The organism is Acetobacter estunensis (genome assembly GCF_019083805.1).
GTDB classification, from domain to species: Bacteria; Pseudomonadota; Alphaproteobacteria; order Acetobacterales; family Acetobacteraceae; genus Acetobacter; species Acetobacter estunensis_A.
This window is the reverse complement of sequence record NZ_JAHRDV010000003.1, coordinates 201694-225461: the sequence shown is the minus strand read 5'-3', so window position 1 is coordinate 225461 and position 23768 is coordinate 201694. Positions and strand designations below refer to the sequence as shown.

Genomic DNA, 23768 nt, shown 5'->3' with positions numbered 1-23768 from the left:
AATATAGTGCCAAAAAATGGATCAGACACGCTCCCTTACGAATGAGACGAGTCGGCTGAAGAACCCGGTGGGCTTTTCTTCCGTGAATTCGATGTCGCCAAAGGGGCGTTCGGCGGAGGCGGCCCAGATCAGCAGACCGGCCGTTGTCGCAAAGCTCGCCGCTGCGCATTGATCGGGCAGGCCGATCACGCCTTGGGGACGCCCCAACCGCACGTGACGGTTGAGCACGCGGGCTGCCACCGACCCCACGCCATCAAGAAGCGAACCGCCGCCCGTGAGAATGACGCGCCCGCCTGCGAGACGCCCAAGGGCTGCGCTTTCGAGACGGTCACGGACCAGTTCGAATGTTTCCTCAATGCGCGGGCGGATGATGTCGCCCAAGACAGCACGTGGAATTGCCTCGAAACTTGGCATATCCGGACCCTGCCGTTCAATGCGGATCGTAACTCCGTCATCGTCGGCAGACAGATCTGCATGCCCGTGCATGGTCTTGAGACGCTCGGCATTGTCGGTGGAGGTGCCCAGTCCGCGTGCGATGTCGCGCGTCACGTGCTCGCCCCCCACTCCAATCTGCGCGGTGTGGAGCAACTGTCCATCTGCAAAGACAGCCAGTGAGGTGGTGCCGCCGCCCATATCCACGACCGTCGTGCCGACCAGCCGCTGATCCTCGTCCGTGACCGCGAGACCGGAGGCGAGAGGGGCTGAGACCAGCGCATCGATGCGCAGTTCGGCGCGACCGAGGAGGGAATCCAGCGTGCGCAGGGCGGTCGCGGAGGAATCGATGACATGCAGGCGCGCGCGCAGTTCGTTGCACAGATGACCGCGCGGATCGGTAACGCCATCCGTCTCGTCCACCGAAAAATCCAGCGGCAGCGTATGGATGACCGCGCGTCCTTCAAGCTGGGCTTTCATCCGCCCTTCGGTGACGATGCGGCGAATGTCTCCATCCGTGATCTCCCGGCCGCCGATCGGCCAGTGGACATTGAACAGCCGACTTTCGGGGTGACCGCAGGAGAGGTTGACCACCACCTTGTCCAGAGAGCGCTCGGCTTCACGCTCGGCATTGCCGACGACGTGGCGGATGATGGCTTCCGCCGCTTTGAGATCCACAATCGCGCCGCTTTTCACGCCGCTGGAACGCAGCCAGCCGTGCCCGAGAACGCGCAGCGTGCCGTTGGGCTCTCCACGTCCGATCAGGCAGGTGATTTTGGTGGAGCCGATGTCGAGCACACCGATCAGCCCGCTGCGCCATGCGCGCGGGGCAAGACGTGGCGCGTTTCCCGGTGACGACGCCCGCAGGTCATCACCGCTACCGGTCATGCCGCGTCCGCGATGATCGCGTCCGCTCAGGATGAGGGCGGAGGACTGGGAGGAAGGGAGGCCAAGATCGTTCATGCGGGCAGTTCCTCGTCCATCCTCTCCACGTGGTCATCTTTCTTGCGCGCCGGGTCCGACGATTTCGGGCGTGGCGCGGCTGCGTTGCCTTTGTTCCCCGCCTGCCCGGAGCGGAGGGCTTCATCGGGCGTCGCGCTGCTGCCCGCTCCCGCCTGTCCGTCTGTGGAGGGCAGGTCAGAGGCGGGGGTAGGCCGCTCGCGGATGGTTAGGCGATCGGGCAATCGAAGGTCGATGATTTCCACGGGACGATCAAGCAGCGCGAATCGTTTCTGAAGCGTTTCCAGTCGGTCGAACGCCTGCACTTCGGCGGCTTCCGGCAGATAGACGGTCGTGCCGTCGCGCAGCATGAGCGACCAGCGGCGTTCGCCCACAAGAGTGGCCGCCGTCATGCGTTCTTTTACATCGGGCGCCTTGGCCAGAGCATCGAGAAACTCCGCGGCGGCACGATCCGCACCGTCACCCACAACCAGCGGCAGTTTCATGAACGCCAGCGCGTCCTTGCCTGTCATGCCCTTGTCGGGCACCGGGTTGCCGTCACGATCGATGAGAATGAACTGCCCCTTGCGCTGCCACACGGCAAAGGGAGGGCGTTCTTCAAGCCGTACTACGATCAGTCCCGACAGATGGCGTTCGACACTGGCATGTTCCACGAAAGGCAGGGCGTCCAGACGCGCGCGAGCCGCCTTCACGTCAAATCCCAGCATCGGGTCGCCCACCGCAATGCCCAGCGCCTCGTGGATGGTCACCGGATTGGTGAGATTCTGCCCCTCGATGCGGATATCCGTCACCTTCAGCGGGAGACTGGCCACAATCCGTGTCGTGAGAGGTGCGAGAACCCTTTGCGTGCCGTGGAAAGAGAGAAATCCCCAGCCCACACCTGCCAGAACAGCACAGCTTACCACCATCCGCACGCCGTGTTTGTGGCGGCGCAGGAACAGGCCCAGTCGTGACGGACGATCCGCGCGACTGGTGTGACGGAAACGGTTTCCGCCCTCCGTGTCCCTGCTTTCGTGAGGATGGTGGCGACGGCTCATCGGTGGGCCGTCTCCGCGCGGTTAAGGGCGTCCTGCACTAGCCAGTCACACAGTTCGGGATAGGACATGCCGCAATACGCCGCCTGTTCGGGCAGGAGCGAGGTTGGCGTCATGCCCGGTTGCGTATTCACTTCCAGAAGCACCAGTCGTCCGGGACCATCGCCGTTCTGTGTGTCGTCGTAGCGAAAGTCGGAGCGCGATGCGCCGGTGCAGCCCAGCGCCCGATGCGCCGCCACCGCCACCTCGCAGGCCTGTGCGAAGGCGTCGGGATGGATGATGGCAGGCAGCGCGTGGCGGCTGCCGCCTGCGCCGTATTTGGCGGCATAATCGTAGAAATCATGGCCGCTGTCGGCGTTGGGGGTGATGTCCGTCACGGTCAGGGCGCGTGGACCATCGGGGCCGCCATCGAGGACACCTACTGTGATCTCGCGCCCCGGCACATAGCTCTCCACCAGAGCCAGCGGCCCGTAGGTCCATGTCTCGACCACATGCGCGCGCTGATTGGTGCCTTCACGCACGATGGACACGCCCACGGATGAGCCTTCATCCAGCGGCTTCACAACATACGGGCAGGGGAGTGGGTCCGCGTCCGCCAGTTCCGCGACGGGCAGCACGCGGCCCTCGGCCACGGGCAATCCGGCGGCAATGAACACCTGTCGTGAGGCATCCTTGTCCATGGCGTTGGCGGACGCCCGGATGCCGGAATGGGTGTAGGGCAGGCCGAGCCATTCCAGAATGCCCTGTACCGCTCCATCCTCGCCGAAGCGACCGTGCAGGGCATTGAACACGACGTCCGGCTTCTGCTCCGCCAGACCGGCGACAAGAGCCGCCAGATCGCGGGTGACGTCCAGCCCCTGTGCGTTATGGCCCGCCTCGCGTAGAGCCGCGATCACGCCCTTGCCCGAAGAGAGACTGACCTCGCGCTCGGCGGAGGCACCACCCATAAGGACCGTGACCTTCTTGCCGTTCATTGCGCAGTCTCCTCCTCGGATTTCGGCAGGCCGATCCGCTTGATTTCCCAATGCAGCGTCACGCCGGATTTCTCCTGCACCCGCTTGCGGACCGTCTCGCCCAGCGTTTCCAGATCGGTCGCGGTGGCGGTGCCTGTGTTGATGAGGAAGTTGCAGTGCTTCTCGCTCACCTGCGCACCGCCAATGCTCAGCCCCCGACATCCCGCTGCATCGACCAGTTGCCAGGCCTTGAGCGGGCTTTCGGCCGGATCGGGATTGCGGAAGGTCGAGCCGCCCGTCCTCGCCCGGACGGGTTGGGAGCCTTCACGCGCGGCACGGATTTCACCGATGCGTCCGGCCACAACCGCTGGATCGGTCGGTTGCGCCTGCAGCCGCGCACGCACCACGACGGCTCCGTCAGGCAGAGCCGAACGGCGATAGCCAAAGCGCAGAGCCGCCACATCGAGCCGCATGAGCGAGCCGTCGCGTGACACGATCTCGGCCCAGTCGAGCACGGCCGCCATATCGGCTCCATAGGCTCCAGCGTTCATGCGCACAGCACCGCCGATGGAACCGGGAATACCCGCCAGAAACTCCAAACCACCCAGACCGTTCGCTGCCGCCGTTTCGGCAACTGTCGCATCCAGCGCGGCACCACCCGCGATCAGGCCGTCTTTTTCCACCTTGATCCCGGCGAACGCACCACCCAGACGGATCACCAGACCGGGAATGCCGCCATCGCGAATGATGATGTTCGAACACGCACCCAGCGTTGTGACAGGAAGTTCAGGAGAAAGACGCGCGAGGCCAGAGGCCAGATCTTCCGCGTCGGCTGGCTGGAACAGACATTCCGCCGGTCCTCCCACGCGGAACCAACTGCGGGGGCCGAGTGGCTGTCCGGCGGTTACGCGCCCGCGCACATCGCCGAGCGCGGCTTTCAGGTCATGTGTGGGCTGAGCGTTCATGCGGCCGTGACGCCCTTTTGAAGCGCCGCCAGTTCAGCGGGAAGCGCCTGCGCCCAATTGGTGATCGTGCCCGCGCCGAGACACACAACATAGTCACCCGGCTTGGCCATGGCGTTGATCATTTCAGGCAGATGCGCAGGATCGGTCAGCGGCACGACGGAGCGATGTCCACGCTCACGCAGACCTTCGATCAGCCGGTCGCGGTCATACCCCTCGATCGGCTCTTCGCCCGCGGCATAGACGTCCGAGACAATGACCGTGTCAGCATCGTTCATGCAGGTGCAGAAATCGTTGAACAGCATCTTCATGCGGGAATAGCGGTGCGGCTGCATGACGGCGATGACCCGACGCGCACCGGCCTGCCGGGCGGCCTTGAGCACGGCGGCAATCTCGACGGGGTGGTGGCCATAATCGTCGATTACGGTAACGCCGCCGGTCTCGCCACAACGAGTGAAGCGGCGCTTCACGCCACGGAAGGCCGCCAGCCCGGAACGGATGGTGGCGTCGTCGATGTTCATTTCGGTCGCAACAGCAATCGCGGCCAGCGCGTTCTGGACGTTATGGTTGCCCAGCATCGGCAGGCGGAACGGACCGGCTTTGCGCGTGCGGCGCGTCACCCGGTCGGTGATCTGCACTTCGAACGTGGCACCGAGCTTGTCGGTGATAACCTTCTCGGCCCGCACATCGGCCTGCGGCGAGAAGCCATAGGTCACGATGCGGTGGTCCGAAAGGCGGGGGATCATCTGCTGCACGGCCGGGTGGTCGATGCACAGCACGGCAAAGCCATAGAACGGCACGTTGGAGACGAACTGGTCGTATGCCGCTTCCATCGCTTCCGCCGATCCCCAGTGGTCGAGATGCTCGGGGTCCATGTTGGTGACGACGGAGATCACGGAGGGCAGGCGCAGGAAGGAGCCATCGCTCTCATCGGCTTCCACCACCATCCACTCGCCCTGACCCATGCGAGTGTTGGTGCCATAGGCTTCGATGATGCCACCGTTGATCACGGTCGGATCGAGTTTGGCCGCTTCCAGCACGGCAGCGACGAGGCTGGTCGTCGTCGTCTTGCCATGCGTGCCGCCGATCGCCACGGCCCAGCGCAGGCGCATCAGTTCTGCCAACATTTCCGCACGACGTACGACCGGGATCAGGCGCGAGCGAGCGGCCACGACTTCGGGATTGTCGCGCTTGACGGCGGTGGAGATCACTACGACCTGCGCTTCTCCCAGATTGGCGGCATCATGGCCGATGGATACGGGAATTCCCGCTGCGCGCAGACGACGCACATTGGCGTTCTCGCTGATGTCGGAACCCTGCACCTTGTAGCCCAGCAGATGCAGCACTTCGGCAATGCCGGACATGCCAATGCCGCCGATGCCGACGAAGTGGATGGTGCCAATGGTCAGCGGCAGGGCTCTCATGCGCGGGACTCCTCGTTCGATGTGGACGACTCTGTGGGAAGGGGGGACGATTTGGAGGCGGAATAAGCACCCTGTGTTCCACCACGCAAGGTGGCCTCGACCAGATCGGCCAAGCGTTCGGCGGCGTTTGGTCGGCCCAGACTGGCTGCGGCTTTCGCAGCGGCTGTCAGCGTGCCGGTATCGGTAAACTGCATGGCGAGCAGCGCGCTCAGCGCGTCCGGCGTGAAAGAGGGTTGGCGCATCAACCATGCCGCGCCCACGCCTTCCAACGCCTGCGCGTTAGCGGTCTGTTCATCGCTGGCCGCGACAGGCAACGGCACCAATACGGATGGTCGTCCGGCCACGGTCAGTTCCGCGACGGAGGAGCCGCCAGCGCGCCCGATTACGAGATGCGCATCACGCATCAGTGTGGCGACATCCGCAAAGAACGGGGCCAGTTCGGCGGCGATGCCGGGTGCATCATAGGCGGTGCGGACACGTTCGATGTCTTCAGCGCGCACCTGCTGCGTCACGCTCACACGCTCACGGATTTCCAAAGGCAGAGCGGCCAGCGCTGCGGGCACGACATCGGAAAAGACCCGCGCCCCAAGGGAGCCGCCCCAGACCAGCAGACGGATCGGGCCGCCGGGTTCGGGCGCGGCATAACCTTCGCCCGCAAGGGCCGCAATGGCCGGACGCACGGGCATGCCCGTCTGGGTGGTCTGTGCCCCCATGGGCAGGCCGCGCACGAGGGGAAATGACGTGGCGATGGCGTCTGCAAAGCGCGCGAGAAAGGCGTTGGCCTTGCCCAGCACGGCGTTGCCTTCGTGCAGCACGATGACCGGGCGCAGGGATTTCGGTAGAAGGCGCGCGCCCAGCAGCGGTGGCACGGAGGGATACCCCCCAAATCCGACCACGGCGGAAGGACACAGACGCATCATGATCTGCCGGGCCTCTTTTGACCCTTTCAGAAGTGCCAGTCCGCCCTTGATGGCGCGCACTGGGCCACGTCCTGCAACTCCGGCGCCGGGAAGCACGAACTGCTCTGCCGTCGCGAAAACCCCTTCCGTGCGGCGTCCCGCGCGCGCATCCGTCATGAGTGCGACCCGATGGCCGCGTGCCACGAGCGCATTGGCCAGCGCTTCGGCCGGGAAGAAATGACCGCCCGTGCCGCCCGCTGCGATTACCACCGGACCGTTCATGTTCGCTGTCGTGTTCATGCCACTGTCTTCCAGGTTCCTGCGGGTTCGGGGAGCGAGCGGGTGAGGCGGCTGCGGCCGACACGCTGGCGGGTAAGGGCCAGCATCATCCCGATGGTGAGCGCCACCGACATGGCCGATGAACCGCCATAGGAAATGAAAGGCAGCGTCATGCCCTTCGTCGGGATCAGATGCAGGGTGGAGGCCATGTTCACAAATGCCTGCAACCCGAAGCCCGTGACCAGTCCTGTGGTGCCGAGGATGATGTAGGGATCGTCCTCACGCAGCAGGCGCAGCAATGTACGCACGACGATGATTCCGAATATGCCCACAAGAAAGAGGCAGACCAGCAGCCCGTATTCCTCACCCGCCACCGCGAACACGAAGTCCGCGTGTGCGTCGGGCAGAAGATCCTTCACGCGGCCTTCGCCGGGTCCGCGCCCGAGCAGTCCGCCATTGCCGAACGCCCGCAGCGCCGTATCGATCTGATAGTGATCGCCTACGCCGGGATGCAGGAATCGCTCCACGCGGGAATGAACGTGCGGGAAGAGAAAATAGGCCCCGATGCCGCCCGCGATAAGCAGCCCGAACACACCGGCGACAAAGATCAGGTTCAACCCGTCCACAAAGAGCTGCGCCACGAACACTACCGTCACCACCGTCAGCATCCCGATATCGGGCTGTGATTTCAGCAGCATCAGGATCACGCCATAGCCCATGCCTGCGAGTAGCAGTCCCGGAAAGCGCGGATTGGCTTGTCGTCTGGCGAGAAGCCACGCCGTCAGCACGGCAAAACAGGGTTTGAGAAACTCGGAGGGCTGAACCGACATCAAAGGCAGGGCGATCCAGCGCCGCGCGCCCTTAATTTCCATGCCATGAACGAGTGTGAGCGCGGTGGCGGCAATCGCGATCGCCGTGCCGATAAAGCCCATGCGCACCAATCCCTTGCGGGAGAGCATCGACACGATAATCGTGATCGCGCCTGCGATGCTCAGGAACAGCACTTGCTTGAAGATGAACATGTTGCGCGAGGCGCCGATGCGCACCGCGACGGCCGGGCTGGCGGCCAGCATCAGGATGTAGCCAAAACCGATCAGCACGCCCACGCAGGCGAGCGTCACATGATCGACACTGCGCCACCAGCGCCCGAACCACGAGTTGTTGGTGCGTGACAGCGGGGCCATCAGCTTTCCTCTCGATCATGCGCCAGTTGCTTGACGAGTTCGGCAAAACGCAGTCCGCGGGCCTCGAAACCGGAGAACTGATCGAAGCTGGCGCAGGCGGGAGACAGCAGCACGACGTCCGCGCCCGTTCGCCGTGCGGCGGTTGCGGCCTGTGGCACGGCGTGCTCCAGATCACCCACGATGCGATACGTGACGCCATGGGCTGCCAGTGTCTGAGCGAACGCGGGCGCATCGCAACCGATCAGGAAGGCTTCGGTGATGCGGGAAAAATAGGGAACAAGGTCGGTGATACCGCCCGCTTTCGCGATGCCACCTGCAATCCAAACGATACGGTCGTAGCAGCTCAGAGCGCGGGAAGCGGCGTCCGCGTTCGTGGCCTTGCTGTCATCCACGAAGGCAACACCGTCGCGGACCGTCACCAGTTTCTGCCGGTGGGCAAGACCCGCGAAAGTGCCGATCCCTTTGGCGAGGGTTTCGCGCGGCACACCAAGATACAGCGCCATGGCGAGCGCTGCGCACGCATTTTCCGCGTTGTGCGCCCCCGGAAGTGTTGCGCCGGGCTGCGCTATGGGACCGTCACGATCCACGATCATGCCGTCTGCGGGATGCACGTCAACTTGTGTGTCCGTGCCTGAGATCGTCTCCGTGGGAATGCCTTGTGCCCGCAGTGTCGCGGCAATCCGGCGGCACCAGTCGTCTGCGGTTCCGATCACCGCCAGATCGGCGGCTGTCATCCGATCGAAGATATGCGCCTTGGCGGTGGCATAACCGCTCATGTCGCCATGACGGTCGAGATGATCGGGTGTCAGGTTGAGCAGGCACGCGACAGCGAAGTGCAACGTCTCCAGCCGCTCCAGCATGTAGGAGGACATCTCCAGCACATACACGCCGTCATCGGGCAGGAGCGGGAGCGAGAGCGCGGCGGGACCGAGATTGCCGCCTTCCGCGACAGGAATGTTCGCTTCGCGCAAGAGATGCGTCAGCAAGGCCGTCGTGGTGGATTTCCCGTTGGTGCCCGTGATGCCGGCAAAGCGCGCTTTCGATCCGGTCCTGCGCACGGCCTGAAACAAAAGGTCCGCGTCCGAGAGAATGGGCACGCCCGCTCTGCGAGCCAGTTCGGCAACCGGATGCGCCTTGGGCAGCGTGTGCGGGATGCCGGGTGACATCACCAGCGCGTCGAACCTGCTCAGGTTGTTAAAGGGCGCCAGCGTTATGCGTGCCGGCGTATCGTTGAGCGAGGTCCGACCTGCCTCCCCATCGTCCCATGCCTGCACTTCAGCCCCCATCGCTGCCAGCGCACGGGCGGCAGGCGTGCCGTTGCGACCGAGGCCCAGCACTGCAAAGCGCTGTCCGGCGAAGAGATCGGAAGGGAAAGGGGGCATCGTGCGGCTCCTCTCAGCGCAGCTTGAGGGTGGCCAGACCGAACAGGCCCAGCACGACGGCGACGATCCAGAAACGGATGACGATCTTGGGCTCCTGCCAGCCCTTCTTCTCGAAGTGGTGATGCAGGGGCGCCATCAGGAACACGCGGCGTTTGGTGCGCTTGTACCAGAACACCTGAATGATGACGGACAACGTCTCGGCCACGAACAGACCGCCCACGATGCACAGCACCAGTTCGTGCTTGGTGGCGACGGCCACCGCACCCAGTGCTCCCCCCAGCGCCAGAGAGCCGGTATCGCCCATGAAGACGGAGGCCGGGGGCGCGTTGAACCACAGGAACCCCAGTCCCGCTCCCACAAGGGCGGAGCAGAATATGGCCAGTTCACCCGTTCCCGGCACGGCGTGCAGTTGCAGGTAGTCCGCGAAAACATGGTTGCCCACGAGATAGGAAATCAGGGCGAACACAAGGGCCGCGATCACCACGGGCACCGTAGCCAGCCCGTCCAGTCCATCCGTCAGATTGACGGCATTGCCGAAGCCCGTGACGGTCACCATCGCAAAGATGGGGAAGGCATAGCCCAGCGGCAGCATGTAGTCTTTCACGAAAGGGAAGGCGAGGTGATTGGCAAGGTCGGGCGGCATGAGGTGCTGCATCCACCAGCCCGCAATCAGCGAGGCGCCGAACTCACATCCCAGACGCGCTTTCTTCGACAGTCCGTCCGTGTTGCGCCTGGCCAGCTTGCGGTAATCATCCGCAAAACCCACGGCGCCGAACACTGCTGTCACGAACAGGACAGCCCAGACAAATCCGTTCTGAAGATCGGCCCAGAGCAGCGTTGAAATGAACAGGGCGGCGAGGATCAGAACCCCGCCCATCGTGGGCGTGCCGGCCTTTTCAAGAATGTGCCGCTCCGGCCCGACAGCGCGGATCGGCTGTCCTTCACGCTGGATGCGCTTGAGCTGGCGGATCACCGGATTGCCGAGGATTAGCGCGATGGCGAGCGCCGTCAGGCACGCGCCGCCCGCCCGAAAGGTGAGGTAGCGGAAAAGGTTCAGGAGCGTGGTGTGGCCGTGAACATGATGGGCGACGAGCAGATAGAGCATCAGGCGCTCTCCGCCCGGAGGGCATCCACAACGATTTTCATCCGGCTGCCGAAACTGCCCTTGACCAGCACCGCGTCTCCGGCGCGCAGGGCCGCGCGGACCAGCGGGGCGAGCGCCGTGGAATCCGCACACCATCCTCCCTGTCGTGAAGGAGGCAGTGCGTCAAAAAGATCTTTCATATGCGGTCCACAGCAGAAAACGAGATCAGCCGCAGCCGCGACCGAAGGTTCGAGGGAGACATGTTCGTCACGCGCGAAATCGCCCAGTTCACGGATATCGCCCAGCACGGCGAGGCGACGCTGGGCGGGCAGCAGGGACAGTACGTTCAACGCGGCGCGAATGGACAGAACCGAGGCATTGTAGCTTTCATCGAGAAGTAACGCCTTGCCGCCAAGAATGGGGGAGGCCGCGCCGCGTCCTGTGCCCGGTACAAAATCGGCAAGCGCCTCAGCTGCTCGTGCCAGTTCCGGGCCACTGCCGTGCAGGGCCGCGACAGCGCCCAGAGTTGCCAGCGCATTGCGCGCCAGATGTTCGCCTGGTGCGTGCAGCGTGACGGGAAGGGCGCGGTCTGCCACATGTGCGACAAATCGGCTGCCTTCGCCTGAGAGGTCCAGTTCCGTCAGACGCACTTCGCTCCCAGCGGCAAAGCCCGCGCGCCACAGCGTGACACCGGCTTTCTGCGCCACATCGTCGAAAATGGTCTGTCCCTCGGCATCGTCGGGCACAATGGCCACGGCGCCACGGGGAAGGGCGGCGACCAGGCACGCTTTTTCCTGCGCGATGGCGTCAAGGCTACCCATATGTCCCAGATGCGCCGAGCCAATGGTGGTGATGACGGCCACGTCCGGACGCACCAGTTCCGCAAGTGGCGTGATTTCGCCGGGATGATTCATCCCGATCTCACTTACACAGAACGCAGCCTCGCGGGGGAGGCGGGCAAGGGTGAGCGGCACCCCCCAGTGATTGTTATAGGAGGCGACGGCCGCGTGGGTCGGACCCAGTGCACTGAGCGCGGTGCGGAGCATTTCCTTGGTCGTGGTCTTGCCCACACTTCCGGTCACAGCCACGACTTTGCCTGCGAAACGCGCCCGCGCGGCACGCGCAAGATCCCACAGCCCGGCCATCGTGTCGCCCACGATCAGCAGACGCGGATCGTTCGGCTCCACACCATCCAGATCGTCCGTGCGATGCACTAGCGCGACGGCGGCTCCTTTTTCCAATGCCGTAGCGATATGCGCATGTCCGTCCGTGTGTTCGCCCACGAGGGCTATGAACAGATCACCCACCTGCAACGTGCGCGTGTCGATGGACACGCCCGAGACTTCGATCCCCGCTCCAGCCTGCGCGCCGAAACGGCCACCCGTGGCCGCAGCAAGTTCCTCTCCAGTCCACAGCACGTTCAAAGATCTCCCGCGAGGTGCCGGACCACGCTCACATCGTCAAAAGGATGCACGATGGAGCCGATGATCTGGCCCTGCTCATGGCCCTTGCCGGCCACCAGAAGCACGTCTCCCGCCCCCAGACGGTCGATGGCCTGAGTGATGGCGGCTTTACGCCCCGGCACTTCTTCCGCCTGCGGAGCGCCGGATAGCACGTCCTGCCGGATGGCGGCCGGGTTCTCGCCGCGAGGGTTGTCGTCGGTCACGATGACGACATCTGCGCCCTGCGCTGCTTCATGCGCCATGAGCGGGCGCTTGCCCTTGTCGCGGTCGCCGCCCGCGCCGAACACGACGAACAGTTGTCCCTTCACATGGGGGCGAAGGCTGGTGAGGGCGCGTGCGAGGGCATCGGGTGTATGGGCGTAATCGACATAGACCGCAGCGCCATTGGAGAGAACGGCGGCGCGTTCCATGCGTCCCCGCACACCGCGAAGCTGCGGCAGAAGTTCAAGCGCTTTTTCCATGCCGGCCTCATCCGGCAGGGCTAGAGCTGCGGCGAGTAGCGCGTTGTCCACCTGAAACCGTCCCGGAAGCGGTAGAATGATGTCCATCTCCCGGTGGCCGTTCACTTCCAGTCGTAACCGCTGGCCTTCGGGAAGCGCCTTGTGGGCCAGCAGGCGGATGGCATGTCCTTTGCGCCCCACCAACCGCAGATCGAGGCCACGTCGGCGTTCGATCTCACGCAGAGCCGTGAGGGTTTCCTCGTCCATGTCTGCGTTGGCGGCGGCCAGCGATCCACCGGGCAGCAGCGTGTCGAACAGGCGCAGCTTGGCGGTGCGGTAGGCTTCGAAGCTGCCGTGATAGTCCAGATGATCGCGTGTCAGGTTGGTAAAGCCTGCGGCCGAGAGGCGCACACCGTCGAGACGGCGCTGGTCCAGCCCATGGGAGGACGCTTCCATGGCCACATCCGTCACGCCCTCTTCGCGCAGAGCGGCCAGCGCACGCGCCAGAGTCACCGGATCGGGCGTGGTGAGGGAAGGGACTTCGAACGGCAGTTCCATAGGGGAGATCAGACCGAGTGTGCCGAAGCTGGCGGTGCTGCGGCCCATCAACGTCCAGAACTGACGCAGGAAATCCACGGTGCTCGTCTTGCCGTTGGTGCCGGTCACGGCGACGATGTGCTCAGGCTGCGGCCCGGCCAGTGCCGCCACCATCAGCGCCAGCGAGCGCCGTGGCGTGGCGGACCGGACCGTCACGGTGCCCGGAGCCGGTTCCGAATCTTTGGGGACGAGGACAGCGGACGCGCCGGCGGCTACGGCTGCCGGAATGAAAGCACGTCCATCCTGCTTTGTGCCGGGAATGGCGACGAACAGCACGCCCGGCCCGGCCTCACGGCTATCGGCCGTCACGGCGGTGATGTCGGGATCGGCGGACAGGGCCTGATCCGACAGGCCTGCTTCGGAGAGAAGGGAGGAAAGCTTCATGGGTTATCCTCTTCCGCGAGATTCGGGCGATGTCCGTGCGGACTCACGCTCGGTGGCGGACTGCACTTTCCGACGATGTTCTTCGGCCTGACGTTCCTCGGCGGCGTGGCGCGGGTCGCCTGGGTCATTGCCGGGACCGAGGGGTCTTACACCGCGGGGCGGCTGGGGTCTCAGAGGAATGGCAAGTTCCGCTTCGATACGATCGGCATGGGCCGTATCAGGGAAGACCTGTAGCATCGGACCAACGCGTGAGATGATCCGTCCTGCGGTCGGTGCCGCGTTCCAGGCTGCGGTCGTCCAGCCATGCGTGGCAGTTGTGCCTTGCGGACTGTCCAGCATGACATACACCGCATAGCGCGGCGCGTTCATCGGAAAGATGCTGGTGAAGGCGGAAATGTTGACGTGTTTAAGATAACGCCCGTTCGCGCCGATTTTTTCCGCCGTGCCGGTTTTGCCACCTACGAAATAGCCCGGAACCTCACCTGTTTTACCTGTGCCTTTTGAGACGTCCAGACGCAGGATCTTGCGTAGGAGCGTCGAGTTCTGGGGAGAGAAGACCCGCGTGCCTTCGGGGGACGGCTGGGTTTCATCGGGAGATTCGGCCCCACCCGAAATTACGGGGGCGTCGGACGCTTCAATCACTGGGGCGTCATCACGCGCCAGCAGCGTGGGTTTGAGCAGAATGCCACCGTTCACCGTGGCCACGGTCGCACGGACAATGGACAGCGGCGGTTCGGCCACGCCGTGACCGAAGCCCACTGTCATGGTGGTGGAGAGACTCCAGTTGCGCCGTGCGGGCACGATGGGGTGCCCGGCTTCCGGCAGTTCGATCGGTACAGGAGCGAAGAAGCCCATGCCGCGCAGCCAGTCCTGCTGGCGTTGTGCCCCCACATCCAGCGCGATATGCGCAGCGGCGGGGTTGGAAGAAAAGGCCATCACTTCCGGCAGGGAGAGCCACGGCGCGAAGTGATCGGTCTTCATGTCCGCGATGGTGAAGCGCCCGACGCGGATGGGAATGGATGAGAAGCGGTCCCAGATATGGGCCACGCCCAGCTGAAGCGCCATGGCCGCTGTCTGGAGTTTGAAGGTCGAGCCCGGTTCGTACATGCCCGTTACGGCCCGGTTGAAGCGGGCATCGGCAGGAGCATGCGCGAAATTGTTTGCGTCGTAGTCTGGCAGGCTGACCATGGCGATGACTTCGCCCGTGTTCACGTCCATCACGATCGCGCAGGCGCCGATGGCTTTGAACGTGTCTTTCGCCTTCGCCAGTTCTTCACGCACGACGGCTTGCACACGCACATCCAGCGACAGCTTGAGCGGATTGCGGTCCGAGTTCAGGCGTTTGTCGAAATAACGCTCCACACCGGCAATGCCGTGATCGTCGATGTCCACGCCGCCGAGAATCTGGGCCGCCATCATGCCGAGCGGATAGTGACGGCGTTCGCCCGGTTCGAAATAGATGCCCGGAATACCGAAATTGTTGATGGCCAGTTCCTGCTGGAGCGTGATGTTGCGCGCCAGATAAACAAACTGCCTCGGCAGGGAGAGCCTACGGACCGTCTCATCCTCGTCCAGTGCGGGGATGACCGATTTCAGCTTGTGCGCCACATCCTTTGGGTCGATCAGTTCGCTCGGATTGGCATAGACCTGCGCCACCGGCAGCGAAACCGCGAGCGCCTGATTGTTGCGGTCCACGATCATCGCGCGCTTGACCTGTGGCAGCGCCAGCGCGGAGGCGAGCGATCCTTTGGGATCGACCTTGGGAATCTCGGGCACCTGCGGCCGGATCTGCCGCGCTTCCGGTACCATGGGGGTGAGCACGGTGGCGAAGGTGAGCCTGAGGCCGATAACCGCGAACAGAAAGGAGAAACCGCCTGCTACGGCCAGCAGACGGACATGCATCCGCTCCAGAAGAGCCCGCTCACGCAACTGGTCACTGGTCACCCGCACGTCACCAGCCGGTTTGCCGTTCGTGGGGGTGTCCGGATCAGGCGAAGGCGGCGGGCGAGACATCAGGCGGGGCGTATCCTCGAAGGCCGACCTCCGTCATCCCCATCGTTGCGAAACGGGCGGCGGGCCGGAAAGAAACCGTGTCGGAGGAACCGACACGCAGAGCAGATGAACCTGCAACTGTGGCATCAGTTTGAAATTGGCATCGGCGGCGGCAATCCCCCACCCAGAGAAGAGTGCCCCAGAAGCGATCCACTGTAACTGGCCCGGGCTTCCACATAGCGGGGCGTAGCGCTTCCTGCCGGGTGCCATGCAGCCACGTTGATCGGGGCCGGTGAGGTTGTGCGATGCGTCACGACATGATCGACCATCGCGACCCGTGCTGGCGTATGGGCCACGGCGGTTCGATCTGTTTCGGCCACATGATGCACGGGCGTGCTGTCCGCCACGAGCATATGGTTCGCACGGTGCGGAAGGGACGGCGTGGGAGCGGGTGTACGCGGATCGCCGCTGGAAGCGATCTGTGTGTCGGTGGCGTGGCGCGTGGATTTGCGTGTGACGGCGGGCGTGTCCGTTACGCTGCCAGAGGAAGCAACCTCATGCCGTGGTGTTGTCGTTTCCGACTGGGGGAGTCGATGATGTTCGGTAGCGACAGGCTGAGGCGGTGCGAGAGGTTCCGCGTGCGCCACCACCATAGGGGCCTTATGCGGCTTCACGCTTGCCACCACGGGGGCTTCTTCATGCTCGCGTGAAATGGAGGGAGCCGAATGTTCGACTTCTGCCATACGGACGGGTTCAGGCGCCGGTGCAACAGGCGGCACTGCCGCCGCAGCCACCACGGCTGCCGTATGACCACCTGCAGGACGGAACGAACCGGGTGCGGGCAGGTGTTTGCCCAGATCCGTCATGCGCACGAACTGCCGCGGTTCCATCGGACGAAGCTGTGAGGCGAAACGCCCCGTCAAATGATCCAGACGATCCGGCTGATTGAGAAGCGCCCACTGGGTCTGGAGCATGGCCGTCTGCTGACGGATGTGCTGCGTGTCCGCCACGATTTTGGAAATCTGCTGATCCAGAACCGTTGTCTGATGCTTCTTTGTATACAGGAACATTCCCGACGAACCGGCCAGCAATGCGCAGAACAGGGTGAGGGGCCTGAACATCAAGTTGTTCCCTTGTCGGAAGAGGCTACGGAACGGACGCCGACATTCGTCCGGTGTTCCGTGTGAGAGGAGGTGTTCGTGTCGTCGGAAGAAAGGCGCAGCAACGCCCGAAGCTTGGCGCTGCGGGCACGTGGATTGCGACGACATTCCTCATCGGACGGTTGCATGGGCTTGCGGAAAGCGAGCCTGAACTGTGGCTTGACGTTCCCGCGCAGCATGGAGCGTGGATCATGACGCGACATGCCGGACTCCTGTCCGGCGGCGGCGGCCATGACGCGCTTGACGATGCGATCTTCCAGCGAGTGAAACGCCACCACCACAAGACGGCCGCCCGGCGCGAGCAGATCGAGAGCCTGCGTCAGCCCCCGCTCGATCTCGCCAAGCTCGTCATTCACCGCGATCCGCAGCCCCTGAAAGCTGCGGGTGGCGGGATCGATCCCGGAACGGTCCGCGCGGACGACCGAGCGGATGACAGTCGCGAGCTGGAGTGTTGTGGTTAGAGACGCGCTTGTGCGGGCCTCCACCACGGCGCGGGCCACGCGGCGGGCGTGACGCTCCTCACCATAATGATGAAAGATGTCCGCCAACTCGCTTTCAGGGGCGGTGTTGACGATATCCGCAGCCGAGCGGCCAGCCTTGCCCATCCGCATATCCAGCGGGCCATCGGCACGAAACGAAAAGCCGCGTTCCGCTTCGTCGATCTGAAAAGACGAGACGCCGAGATCGAGCATCACGCCATCGACGGAGGCGACATCGGCATCGCGCAGCATGTCGCCCATCGCGCCAAATCCACCGTGCAGCATACGCAGTCGCGGCGCACCGTCCGGGGCTACGCCCAGAAGGGTGGAAAGGGCTTCTCCCCGTGCGATGGCGTCAGGATCGCGGTCGATGCCCCAGACATGACAGGAAGCGGCGGCCAGAACGGCGCAGGCATAGCCGCCGCCGCCGAATGTGCCGTCCACATAGACTTCGCCATTATGGGGGGCGAGGGCGGCCAGTACTTCTTCGCGCATGACGGGGATATGTCCGGGATCATGGTCCGGGATCATCATGGAGGTCGTGGGCGTCATGGCATTCATGCCGCTCCTCCGGGGGCATTGTCGCGATTGCCGGGGAGCGTGACCCGTCGCGAGCGCTGGCGGGCTTCGGCGCGGCGCTGGTCGGCGGCTTTCGGCTCCCAGATCTGGAAGATACGTCCAAGCCCCATGAATGCGACCTGATCCGTGATGCCCGCGTGTTCGCGCAGGAAGTCGGGGAGAATGATTCGCCCCTCCTTGTCCGAGTCGAGCGGGTAGGCATCGGCGTAAAGCGCTGCCGCGAGATCGTCGTGCTCGTCGGAGAACATGTCGAGCCGGTCAAGCGGTTGGGCGAGGGCCGAAAAGGCGGCGGAAGGCCACGCTTCGATGCAGGGCAGGGTGTGGGACGGGCGAAGGATCATCAGTGCTTCACCCTCAACGGCTTTGGCGCGAAGGACGGTGCGGAACCCGGCGGGAATCGAAACACGCCCTTTGGCGTCGATTCGATTCTGATGTGTGCCGAGAAACACGCTCACCGGGGGAAATGTCCTTCATGTGCGGAAACGCTCGGGATCCTTGGGGCTGTCCAACTGTGGTTTGGGATACCATGGGATTTTATGGGACGTCAAATGAATCTCTAATAAAAAATGGCGGAAATCTGGGAAAAATCACAAATAGACCGTTCTTTGTTCGCAAAAGGTTTCCAGAATCCCGGTATCCGTTAACAAGAACGTATGTTCTTGTTATGTTCTTCATGTTGTTTTTCAGGACGTAACCTCATCTCCGTTCGCAGAAAACGGATAAGGATCACTAATCGTCTTCATTATGAGAATCGTTTCGAAAAATGAGGAGCCAGACGGTCTGTAAGCCGGGTTCTGTCGGCCCCTGATGGAGCCGTAACGACCATTCCTCTGGGACACGTCTTGCAACGTGCCTCACGCGACCAACCCGGACGACAGGGCGGGAGAGCCCCCGGCAGTCAGGCTGCCTGTCGTCCCTATTCGGTCTTGCTCCCGGTGGGGTTTGCCGTGCCGCCGCCGTTACCGGAAGCGCGGTGCGCTCTTACCGCACCGTTTCACCCTTACCTCCAACCTGCGAACAGGTCCGGAAGGCGGTCTGTTTTCTGTGGCACTGTCCCTGGGGTCGCCCCCGCCGGTCGTTAACCGGCACCGTTCTCCCGTGGAGCCCGGACTTTCCTCCGCCACGCACGCGCGGCAGCGGTCGTCCAACCGTCTGGCTGGGGCGGAACCTGCGCGCGCACGCCTGTTCCGTCAAGCGTGGGATGCTGACGGGTGGACATATTGTCGCCCGAGGCTGAGACTCAGCGGATCATGTCCCTTTTCACGAGATGGACCGCCTGCTCCGCAAAGCGGGCAGACAATGCGCGGCCCGATGTCATTTCGCGTCTTTTCCTGCTCTGGATTGGCTGGATGCTCCGTCTTCAGGCGCGCAGGCTGGCACGCCAACCTGTGGACATGGGACCACCCGAGGCGGTCCGCGCGAAGAATCTTGCGCGGCTGCGCAAGCTTGCCGGACGACCCTCTTTCCCCATGGCGCTTTCATCGCTGCCGCTGAAACGTGTGCTGGATCTCCGGGTGCCCGGCGCCCGTGAACTCCGGCCCGCTCGTCTTTATATTCCGCGCGGCAAGGTAAAGGGCGTGGTTCTTTACTTCCATGGGGGCGGTTTCGTGCATTGCGGGTTGAACTCGCATCACGGAATCTGCTGTCGCCTTGCCCGCGCCTCCGGTGCCGCTGTTCTCTCCTTTCATTACAGTCTTGCGCCCGAACACAAGTTTCCCGCCGCTGTGGACGACTGTTGGGAGGCGGTGCGCTGGTTGTCGGGAGAAGCATGGCGTTGGGGTGGGCGGATGGCGCTTGCCGGAGACAGTGCAGGCGGAACCCTGGCGGCTGTCATGAGCCAGAAAATCCGTGATGCGCACAGCAAGGATGGGACGTGTTCCATTCTCACGCCTCTCATGCAGGTTCTGTTCTATCCCGCGACATTGGGGACGGAGGAAACGCGTTCTCGCCAGTTGTTCGCCAAGGGATTCTTCCTGAGCATGGCGATGGTGGAGTGGTATGGACATCAATACGCGCGGTCCATCGAAGATGCCGACGATGTGCGGTTTGCGCCCGGTTTACAGACGGATCTGTCTGGTCTTCCGCCCGCCTGGATCATGACGGCCGAATGCGATCCTTTGCGTGATGAGGCCGCGATGTATGCTGAGAAGCTGAAACAGGCGGGTAACACGGTGACCTATTTATGCGCGCCGGGCACCCTGCATGGCTTTCTGCTGTTTTATCCCGTTATGTGGAAAGCACGCCGGGTTCTGCGCGAGAGTGGCAAGGCGCTGCGGAAGGCGTTTTCCGCTCCGCAAGTGTGACAAACTCTACAGTTTGGTGCGCATGGTTTCGCGCAGGGTGTTGCACCGCTTGGCAAAGCTGGAGGCCCGGGACGCCGTGAAGAAGTTGATCAGGAACGCCCCGATCAGCGACACGAAAGACAGCAGCGACAGCACTGTGCCCAGAACCGGGATGACTTCGTCGTAGTGATAGGCTGAATACCACAGTAACCCGAGGCTTAAGATCGCGCCGAAAAGTCCGAACACGCCAGTGGAGCGCAGCAGGGAGTCTTCGATGCTTTCGAAGTTTGCCGCTTCCCGCCACAGATCGAACAGGGCGCGGTCCATTTCATTCACCGCTTCCGTATGGCTTTCCTTGTGCTCAGGCGCCCGTTTGTGCGGATTGCGCCGGTGGATTTCCAACTCCTGACGCGCTTTGGCGAACACCCGGCGGCGCTCCTTGATGGCGGGCAGGCTGATGTCCACGAAACTGAGAATCGCGACATTGAGGCCGGCAGAAAGCTGGATGACGGCCTGAAAGTTGCCCCACGTCATCGACACTCGCACTTATCCTCGGCTGTTTCGCAATAGTGGCACGAGTTTTTATTCAGTGTTCCGTCTATGGGATAGAGGGAAGTCGAATGTCAGTTATTCTGTTTTTCCATCAATCTTAGAACATCCTCCCATTCCGGCGCGCTCTCGGCGGCACCCTCTTTTGTGGTAGCGAGTGCCCCGCAGGCAGCGGCAAGGCGCGTGGCGTCCTGTAACGAGCGTTCCTGTATCAGTCCCGTGGCCAACCCCGCATTGAAGCAGTCGCCTGCGGCAACGGTATCGATGGCGGACACAGCAAAAGCGGGCACGAAGCCTCCTGCCATGGGGGTCTGCCACCACACGCCCTGTCCACCCATCTTGATGGTTACGGCCTGCGCGCCTTGTCGCATCAATTCTTGTGATGCCTGTTCGGCGGTCGCCTCATCCTGCGGATAAAGACCTGTGAGAGCCTGCGTTTCCGTTTCATTGGGCGTGAGAACGTCGACAAGAGACAGAAGCGACGAGGGGAGAGGCCGGGATGGGGCTGGTGCGGGATCTAGGATGATTTTGCAGCCGGACGCACGAGCGCAACGTGCTGCGTATTCCACGACATCAAGAGGAATTTCCAATTGGAGCAGCACAACGCGGGCCTGTTCCAGCATGGGCTGGAGGCGGTCAACATCTGTGTGATCGAGCGCCATATTGGCGCCTCCAATCACGGTGATGCTATTTTCGCCTTTCTGATCCACGCCAATCAGCGCAAGACCTGTCGGGTGCTGTTTGTCAGACGCAAGTGCCGTCAGGTCCAGGTCAAAAGCGGTCAGATAACTGCGAGCCTGCTTGGCAAAGTCATCTGTCCCCGTGCGTCCCGCGAACGCCACTCTGTGATGCGCACCTGTTCCCAGTCGGGCGGCAGCGGCGGCCTGATTGGCTCCCTTGCCGCCAAGTCCAATGGTATAGCTCTGAGCGTGCACCGTCTCACCCGGTGCTGGCAGGTGCGCGCCGCGTGCGGTGATGTCGATATTAACGCTACCGATAACAAGAATCAGGGGAAAATGTTGTTCCATGATCTGGTGCTCCTGCGGGGTACCCGTGATTCTGTCAAAGCAGATGCGGGCAACAGGAGCGCGATCAGAAGTGAGCGGTCAATCCGCCGATGAGACGACGCTGGACATGTAAGCCCGATGTTTCTTTCAGGGCGGAAGAGCCGAGTTGTTCACCATTCAAGGACAAGGTGAATCGTTTATCGATTTTCCACGCAGCGCGAGCATCCACGGTCACGAAGTCATGAATTTTTACGTTGTCGAGTTGGAACGTGCTGAAATTGGCGGCCACATCCTGATAATGCGATTGCCAGCGCGCGTGAGCGCTGAGTTCCACTGGTCCGATCTTCCACGAAAAACCGCCGATGACGCTGTTGACCGGGGTCTGACGTTGAAAATTGATCATGGACGCTTTGTCCATATCGCGAACGGCGGTCATGGCGTAGGCCAAGTCCCAACTCAATCCGAAATCCGTCTTGCCGTTCAGGCGTGCTTCACCGCCGGCATCGTCCACCCGTCCGTAATTGCGAGGCTCCATGGTGAGCGTCGTGGGTGGAATGAAACTGAAATTCGAGGCGAAAGGAGTGCCCAACATATTGGTGGTGCGTTGCGCGTACAGGGCCAGTGTCAAGCCACCGTCAATGGCTGCGATGGGATGCGAGTAGTTGATCCCGACATTGATGGTGGTGGAAGGCACCAGTGAAGGATTGTTGATCGCCAGTGCCGGACCGAAGGCGGTGTCAGGTGAAAAGTCAAAGAGCGCAGGAAGCTGGATTCCCCGTGCGGCGTTGACGCCAAAAACCCCGAGCGAACCAGCATCGTAGCGCAGACGGGAGTTAAAGCTCGGCTCGATGTAGTGGTGAGCGTGGGAAGCCGCCTGATCCGGCACGGTGTAGCTGCGCAGAGAGGGCACATAGAGAGTGTCCAGCCGTACGGCGTTCGTCATGGTGAGTTGCGGCAGTATCCGGTAATCCCATGTGGCCGAGCCGGCGGCGAGCATGTCGTATTCACTCGTCAGCTTCGTGCCGGCATGTTGGTCGTCGAGGGTTGTGTAGCGGTACTCGACGCCCAGTTTCAGGTCATTGCGGCTGTCCAGCGAAATGGTGTCGGACAACTGGGCCACCGTAGTTTCCAGATTGTAACTGAAAGCGATGGGAAAACTCATGTTCAACGCGTCGATCGTGTTGGAGATGTCGCTGTTGAACGAGTTCTGGTAGGCCCGAAATTCGACAAGTCCCCATGACGTATCGGAAGCAATTCGTCCTTCCAGACTTTTGGACAGAGAACTGGAGGTCACGTAGGTGCCCAAATCCAGCCAGAAGGGATTTTGCTCCCGGTCGATGGTTCCGGTCAAAGTCCATTCCGTGCGTGGGGTAATCTGGCCGCGCAGGGTAAGAGCGGCGTTCAGGGCGTAGGTTCGCGGAACGGTGTCCGTGCGCCCGCGTGCGGCATATTCATCGGAACGAACGCCGTTGAGAGACAGTTTGGCGGCAAAGGCATCTGAAAATTTGTGAGACGCTACGAACTCGCCCCCGAAATCTTCCTGACTTCCTCCTTCGACATGCACATAGCTGCGATTTTCGTGCAGTGGGTCACGGGTGACGATGTTGATCACGCCTCCCGATGCATCGAATCCATAGACGGCCGAATTCGGTCCGCGGATGACCTCGATCTGTCGGATATCGCGCAGCGACACGGGCAGGCCGCCCCAGTCGGTGTAATTGTAGCCGTCGAGATAGACCTGTCGTCCGTCGATCAGCACCAGAGTGCGGGAACCGCCTGCGGCGTCATTGCCCCGGATGGACACATTGCTGCCGAGCACGGAATAGCGCCGCACATTTACGCCCGCCACCATGCGCAGCACTTCGGGAATCGATTGTGCGCCGGAGCGTTCGATCTGTTCGCTGGTGACGATCTGCGTGTCGGTGGACAATTCGCTCGCGCGCTGGGGCTTGCCCGTGGCGGAGGTAGTCACGGGTTCGCCGAAAAGCTGCTCGAATGAATTGTAATCGATGCTTTGTGCATGGGCCGTTTTTGCCATTCCCAGCAGGCACACAAGAAGAGAAAGACGTGAGCCGCGCCAGCGTCGCGGGTCACGCTGCTGGTCGCTGCTGGTCATGTCACGCTGGAAAAGACGACGGGCAGTGTGCACAGATAACGGTCTCCATTACCGCTTTCTCGCACTGGCTCCATTACCGTTCGGTTAAGTCGTAGCGTGTTAACTCTGTTTGAAAGGGCAGGCACAC

The 23768-nt window shown here is 62.7% G+C and carries 19 protein-coding genes and 1 other RNA gene; 1 reads left to right on the top strand and 19 read right to left on the bottom strand.

All coding sequences use genetic code 11. The features are described from left to right. Window positions 1-21 precede the first annotated feature (21 nt). From ftsA to rnpB, 16 genes are all read right to left on the bottom strand, one after another. The gene (ftsA, locus tag KUA11_RS05765) at window positions 22-1395 is read right to left on the bottom strand and encodes a cell division protein FtsA (protein WP_217409403.1); all 1374 of its coding nucleotides are present in this window, start codon (window positions 1393-1395) and stop codon (window positions 22-24) included. Further along, window positions 1392-2429 (bottom strand): cell division protein FtsQ/DivIB, encoded by a 1038-nt coding sequence (locus KUA11_RS05760; protein WP_217409402.1) that lies wholly within the window; start codon window positions 2427-2429, stop codon window positions 1392-1394. The genes ftsA and KUA11_RS05760 overlap by 4 nt, the downstream gene beginning before the upstream one ends. After that, window positions 2426-3400, bottom strand: coding sequence for a D-alanine--D-alanine ligase (locus KUA11_RS05755; RefSeq protein ID WP_217409401.1), 975 nt, complete (start codon window positions 3398-3400; stop codon window positions 2426-2428). Before KUA11_RS05755 ends, KUA11_RS05760 begins: the two co-directional genes overlap by 4 nt. Continuing rightward, complete coding sequence (murB, locus tag KUA11_RS05750; protein WP_217409400.1) at window positions 3397-4344, bottom strand: UDP-N-acetylmuramate dehydrogenase; 948 nt, start codon at window positions 4342-4344, stop codon at window positions 3397-3399. The genes KUA11_RS05755 and murB overlap by 4 nt, the downstream gene beginning before the upstream one ends. After that, window positions 4341-5765, bottom strand: coding sequence for a UDP-N-acetylmuramate--L-alanine ligase (gene murC, locus KUA11_RS05745; RefSeq protein ID WP_217409399.1), 1425 nt, complete (start codon window positions 5763-5765; stop codon window positions 4341-4343). The genes murB and murC overlap by 4 nt, the downstream gene beginning before the upstream one ends. Next, a complete protein-coding gene (gene murG, locus KUA11_RS05740) occupies window positions 5762-6964 on the bottom strand; it encodes an undecaprenyldiphospho-muramoylpentapeptide beta-N-acetylglucosaminyltransferase (protein ID WP_254454703.1) in 1203 nt (400 codons plus the stop codon). Before murG ends, murC begins: the two co-directional genes overlap by 4 nt. After that, window positions 6961-8127: an FtsW/RodA/SpoVE family cell cycle protein gene (locus tag KUA11_RS05735; RefSeq protein WP_217409398.1), complete on the bottom strand. Its 1167-nt coding sequence runs from the start codon at window positions 8125-8127 to the stop codon at window positions 6961-6963. Before KUA11_RS05735 ends, murG begins: the two co-directional genes overlap by 4 nt. Then, window positions 8127-9509, bottom strand: a complete 1383-nt coding sequence (gene murD / locus KUA11_RS05730; RefSeq protein WP_217409397.1) for a UDP-N-acetylmuramoyl-L-alanine--D-glutamate ligase — start codon at window positions 9507-9509, stop codon at window positions 8127-8129. The genes KUA11_RS05735 and murD overlap by 1 nt, the downstream gene beginning before the upstream one ends. Window positions 9510-9522: 13 nt before the next feature. After that, window positions 9523-10614, bottom strand: coding sequence for a phospho-N-acetylmuramoyl-pentapeptide-transferase (mraY, locus tag KUA11_RS05725; RefSeq protein WP_217409396.1), 1092 nt, complete (start codon window positions 10612-10614; stop codon window positions 9523-9525). Continuing rightward, window positions 10614-12017 carry a UDP-N-acetylmuramoyl-tripeptide--D-alanyl-D-alanine ligase gene (locus KUA11_RS05720; protein WP_217409395.1) on the bottom strand — a complete coding sequence of 468 codons (1404 nt, stop codon included), beginning with the start codon at window positions 12015-12017 and terminating at the stop codon, window positions 10614-10616. The genes mraY and KUA11_RS05720 overlap by 1 nt, the downstream gene beginning before the upstream one ends. Beyond that, on the bottom strand, window positions 12014-13477 hold the full coding sequence (locus KUA11_RS05715; protein ID WP_217409394.1) for a UDP-N-acetylmuramoyl-L-alanyl-D-glutamate--2,6-diaminopimelate ligase: 1464 nt from the start codon (window positions 13475-13477) through the stop codon (window positions 12014-12016). The genes KUA11_RS05720 and KUA11_RS05715 overlap by 4 nt, the downstream gene beginning before the upstream one ends. Before the next feature lie 3 nt (window positions 13478-13480). After that, window positions 13481-15490 carry a peptidoglycan D,D-transpeptidase FtsI family protein gene (locus KUA11_RS05710; protein WP_217409393.1) on the bottom strand — a complete coding sequence of 670 codons (2010 nt, stop codon included), beginning with the start codon at window positions 15488-15490 and terminating at the stop codon, window positions 13481-13483. 125 nt (window positions 15491-15615) lie between these two features. Continuing rightward, complete coding sequence (gene ftsL, locus KUA11_RS05705; protein WP_217409392.1) at window positions 15616-16590, bottom strand: cell division protein FtsL; 975 nt, start codon at window positions 16588-16590, stop codon at window positions 15616-15618. Continuing rightward, complete coding sequence (gene rsmH / locus KUA11_RS05700) at window positions 16590-17669, bottom strand: 16S rRNA (cytosine(1402)-N(4))-methyltransferase RsmH (RefSeq protein ID WP_217409391.1); 1080 nt, start codon at window positions 17667-17669, stop codon at window positions 16590-16592. The genes ftsL and rsmH overlap by 1 nt, the downstream gene beginning before the upstream one ends. Next, on the bottom strand, window positions 17666-18142 hold the full coding sequence (gene mraZ, locus KUA11_RS05695) for a division/cell wall cluster transcriptional repressor MraZ (protein WP_217409390.1): 477 nt from the start codon (window positions 18140-18142) through the stop codon (window positions 17666-17668). The genes rsmH and mraZ overlap by 4 nt, the downstream gene beginning before the upstream one ends. A gap of 312 nt (window positions 18143-18454) precedes the next feature. Then, an RNA gene (gene rnpB, locus KUA11_RS05690) (RNase P RNA component class A) lies at window positions 18455-18843 on the bottom strand. A 94-nt stretch (window positions 18844-18937) separates the two neighbouring features. Here rnpB and KUA11_RS05685 point away from each other — a divergent pair. After that, window positions 18938-19990, top strand: a complete 1053-nt coding sequence (locus KUA11_RS05685) for an alpha/beta hydrolase (RefSeq protein WP_217409389.1) — start codon at window positions 18938-18940, stop codon at window positions 19988-19990. A 6-nt stretch (window positions 19991-19996) separates the two neighbouring features. Here the strand turns inward: KUA11_RS05685 and KUA11_RS05680 are convergent, their stop codons facing one another. The 3 genes from KUA11_RS05680 to KUA11_RS05670 form a co-directional block, all read right to left on the bottom strand. Then, window positions 19997-20509, bottom strand: a complete 513-nt coding sequence (locus tag KUA11_RS05680; protein ID WP_217409388.1) for a hypothetical protein — start codon at window positions 20507-20509, stop codon at window positions 19997-19999. Between the two features lie 83 nt (window positions 20510-20592). Beyond that, window positions 20593-21546: a ribokinase gene (gene rbsK / locus KUA11_RS05675; protein WP_217409387.1), complete on the bottom strand. Its 954-nt coding sequence runs from the start codon at window positions 21544-21546 to the stop codon at window positions 20593-20595. A 64-nt stretch (window positions 21547-21610) separates the two neighbouring features. Then, window positions 21611-23674, bottom strand: a complete 2064-nt coding sequence (locus tag KUA11_RS05670; protein ID WP_217409386.1) for a TonB-dependent receptor plug domain-containing protein — start codon at window positions 23672-23674, stop codon at window positions 21611-21613. Window positions 23675-23768: the final 94 nt, after the last annotated feature.

What these genes read in the sequence shown, in the direction of transcription:
- KUA11_RS05715 (WP_217409394.1), bottom strand. Translation starts at nt 13,477, where the DNA reads ATGAAGCTTTCCTCCCTTCTCTCCGAAGCAGGCCTGTCGGATCAGGCC.
- rbsK (WP_217409387.1), bottom strand. Translation starts at nt 21,546, where the DNA reads ATGGAACAACATTTTCCCCTGATTCTTGTTATCGGTAGCGTTAATATC.
- KUA11_RS05685 (WP_217409389.1), top strand. Translation starts at nt 18,938, where the DNA reads ATGTCCCTTTTCACGAGATGGACCGCCTGCTCCGCAAAGCGGGCAGAC.
- murC (WP_217409399.1), bottom strand. Translation starts at nt 5,765, where the DNA reads ATGAGAGCCCTGCCGCTGACCATTGGCACCATCCACTTCGTCGGCATC.
- rsmH (WP_217409391.1), bottom strand. Translation starts at nt 17,669, where the DNA reads ATGAATGCCATGACGCCCACGACCTCCATGATGATCCCGGACCATGAT.
- KUA11_RS05710 (WP_217409393.1), bottom strand. Translation starts at nt 15,490, where the DNA reads ATGTCTCGCCCGCCGCCTTCGCCTGATCCGGACACCCCCACGAACGGC.
- murB (WP_217409400.1), bottom strand. Translation starts at nt 4,344, where the DNA reads ATGAACGCTCAGCCCACACATGACCTGAAAGCCGCGCTCGGCGATGTG.
- mraY (WP_217409396.1), bottom strand. Translation starts at nt 10,614, where the DNA reads ATGCTCTATCTGCTCGTCGCCCATCATGTTCACGGCCACACCACGCTC.
- murD (WP_217409397.1), bottom strand. Translation starts at nt 9,509, where the DNA reads ATGCCCCCTTTCCCTTCCGATCTCTTCGCCGGACAGCGCTTTGCAGTG.
- ftsL (WP_217409392.1), bottom strand. Translation starts at nt 16,590, where the DNA reads ATGTTCAGGCCCCTCACCCTGTTCTGCGCATTGCTGGCCGGTTCGTCG.
- KUA11_RS05735 (WP_217409398.1), bottom strand. Translation starts at nt 8,127, where the DNA reads ATGGCCCCGCTGTCACGCACCAACAACTCGTGGTTCGGGCGCTGGTGG.
- murG (WP_254454703.1), bottom strand. Translation starts at nt 6,964, where the DNA reads ATGAACACGACAGCGAACATGAACGGTCCGGTGGTAATCGCAGCGGGC.
- KUA11_RS05755 (WP_217409401.1), bottom strand. Translation starts at nt 3,400, where the DNA reads ATGAACGGCAAGAAGGTCACGGTCCTTATGGGTGGTGCCTCCGCCGAG.
- KUA11_RS05760 (WP_217409402.1), bottom strand. Translation starts at nt 2,429, where the DNA reads ATGAGCCGTCGCCACCATCCTCACGAAAGCAGGGACACGGAGGGCGGA.
- ftsA (WP_217409403.1), bottom strand. Translation starts at nt 1,395, where the DNA reads ATGAACGATCTTGGCCTCCCTTCCTCCCAGTCCTCCGCCCTCATCCTG.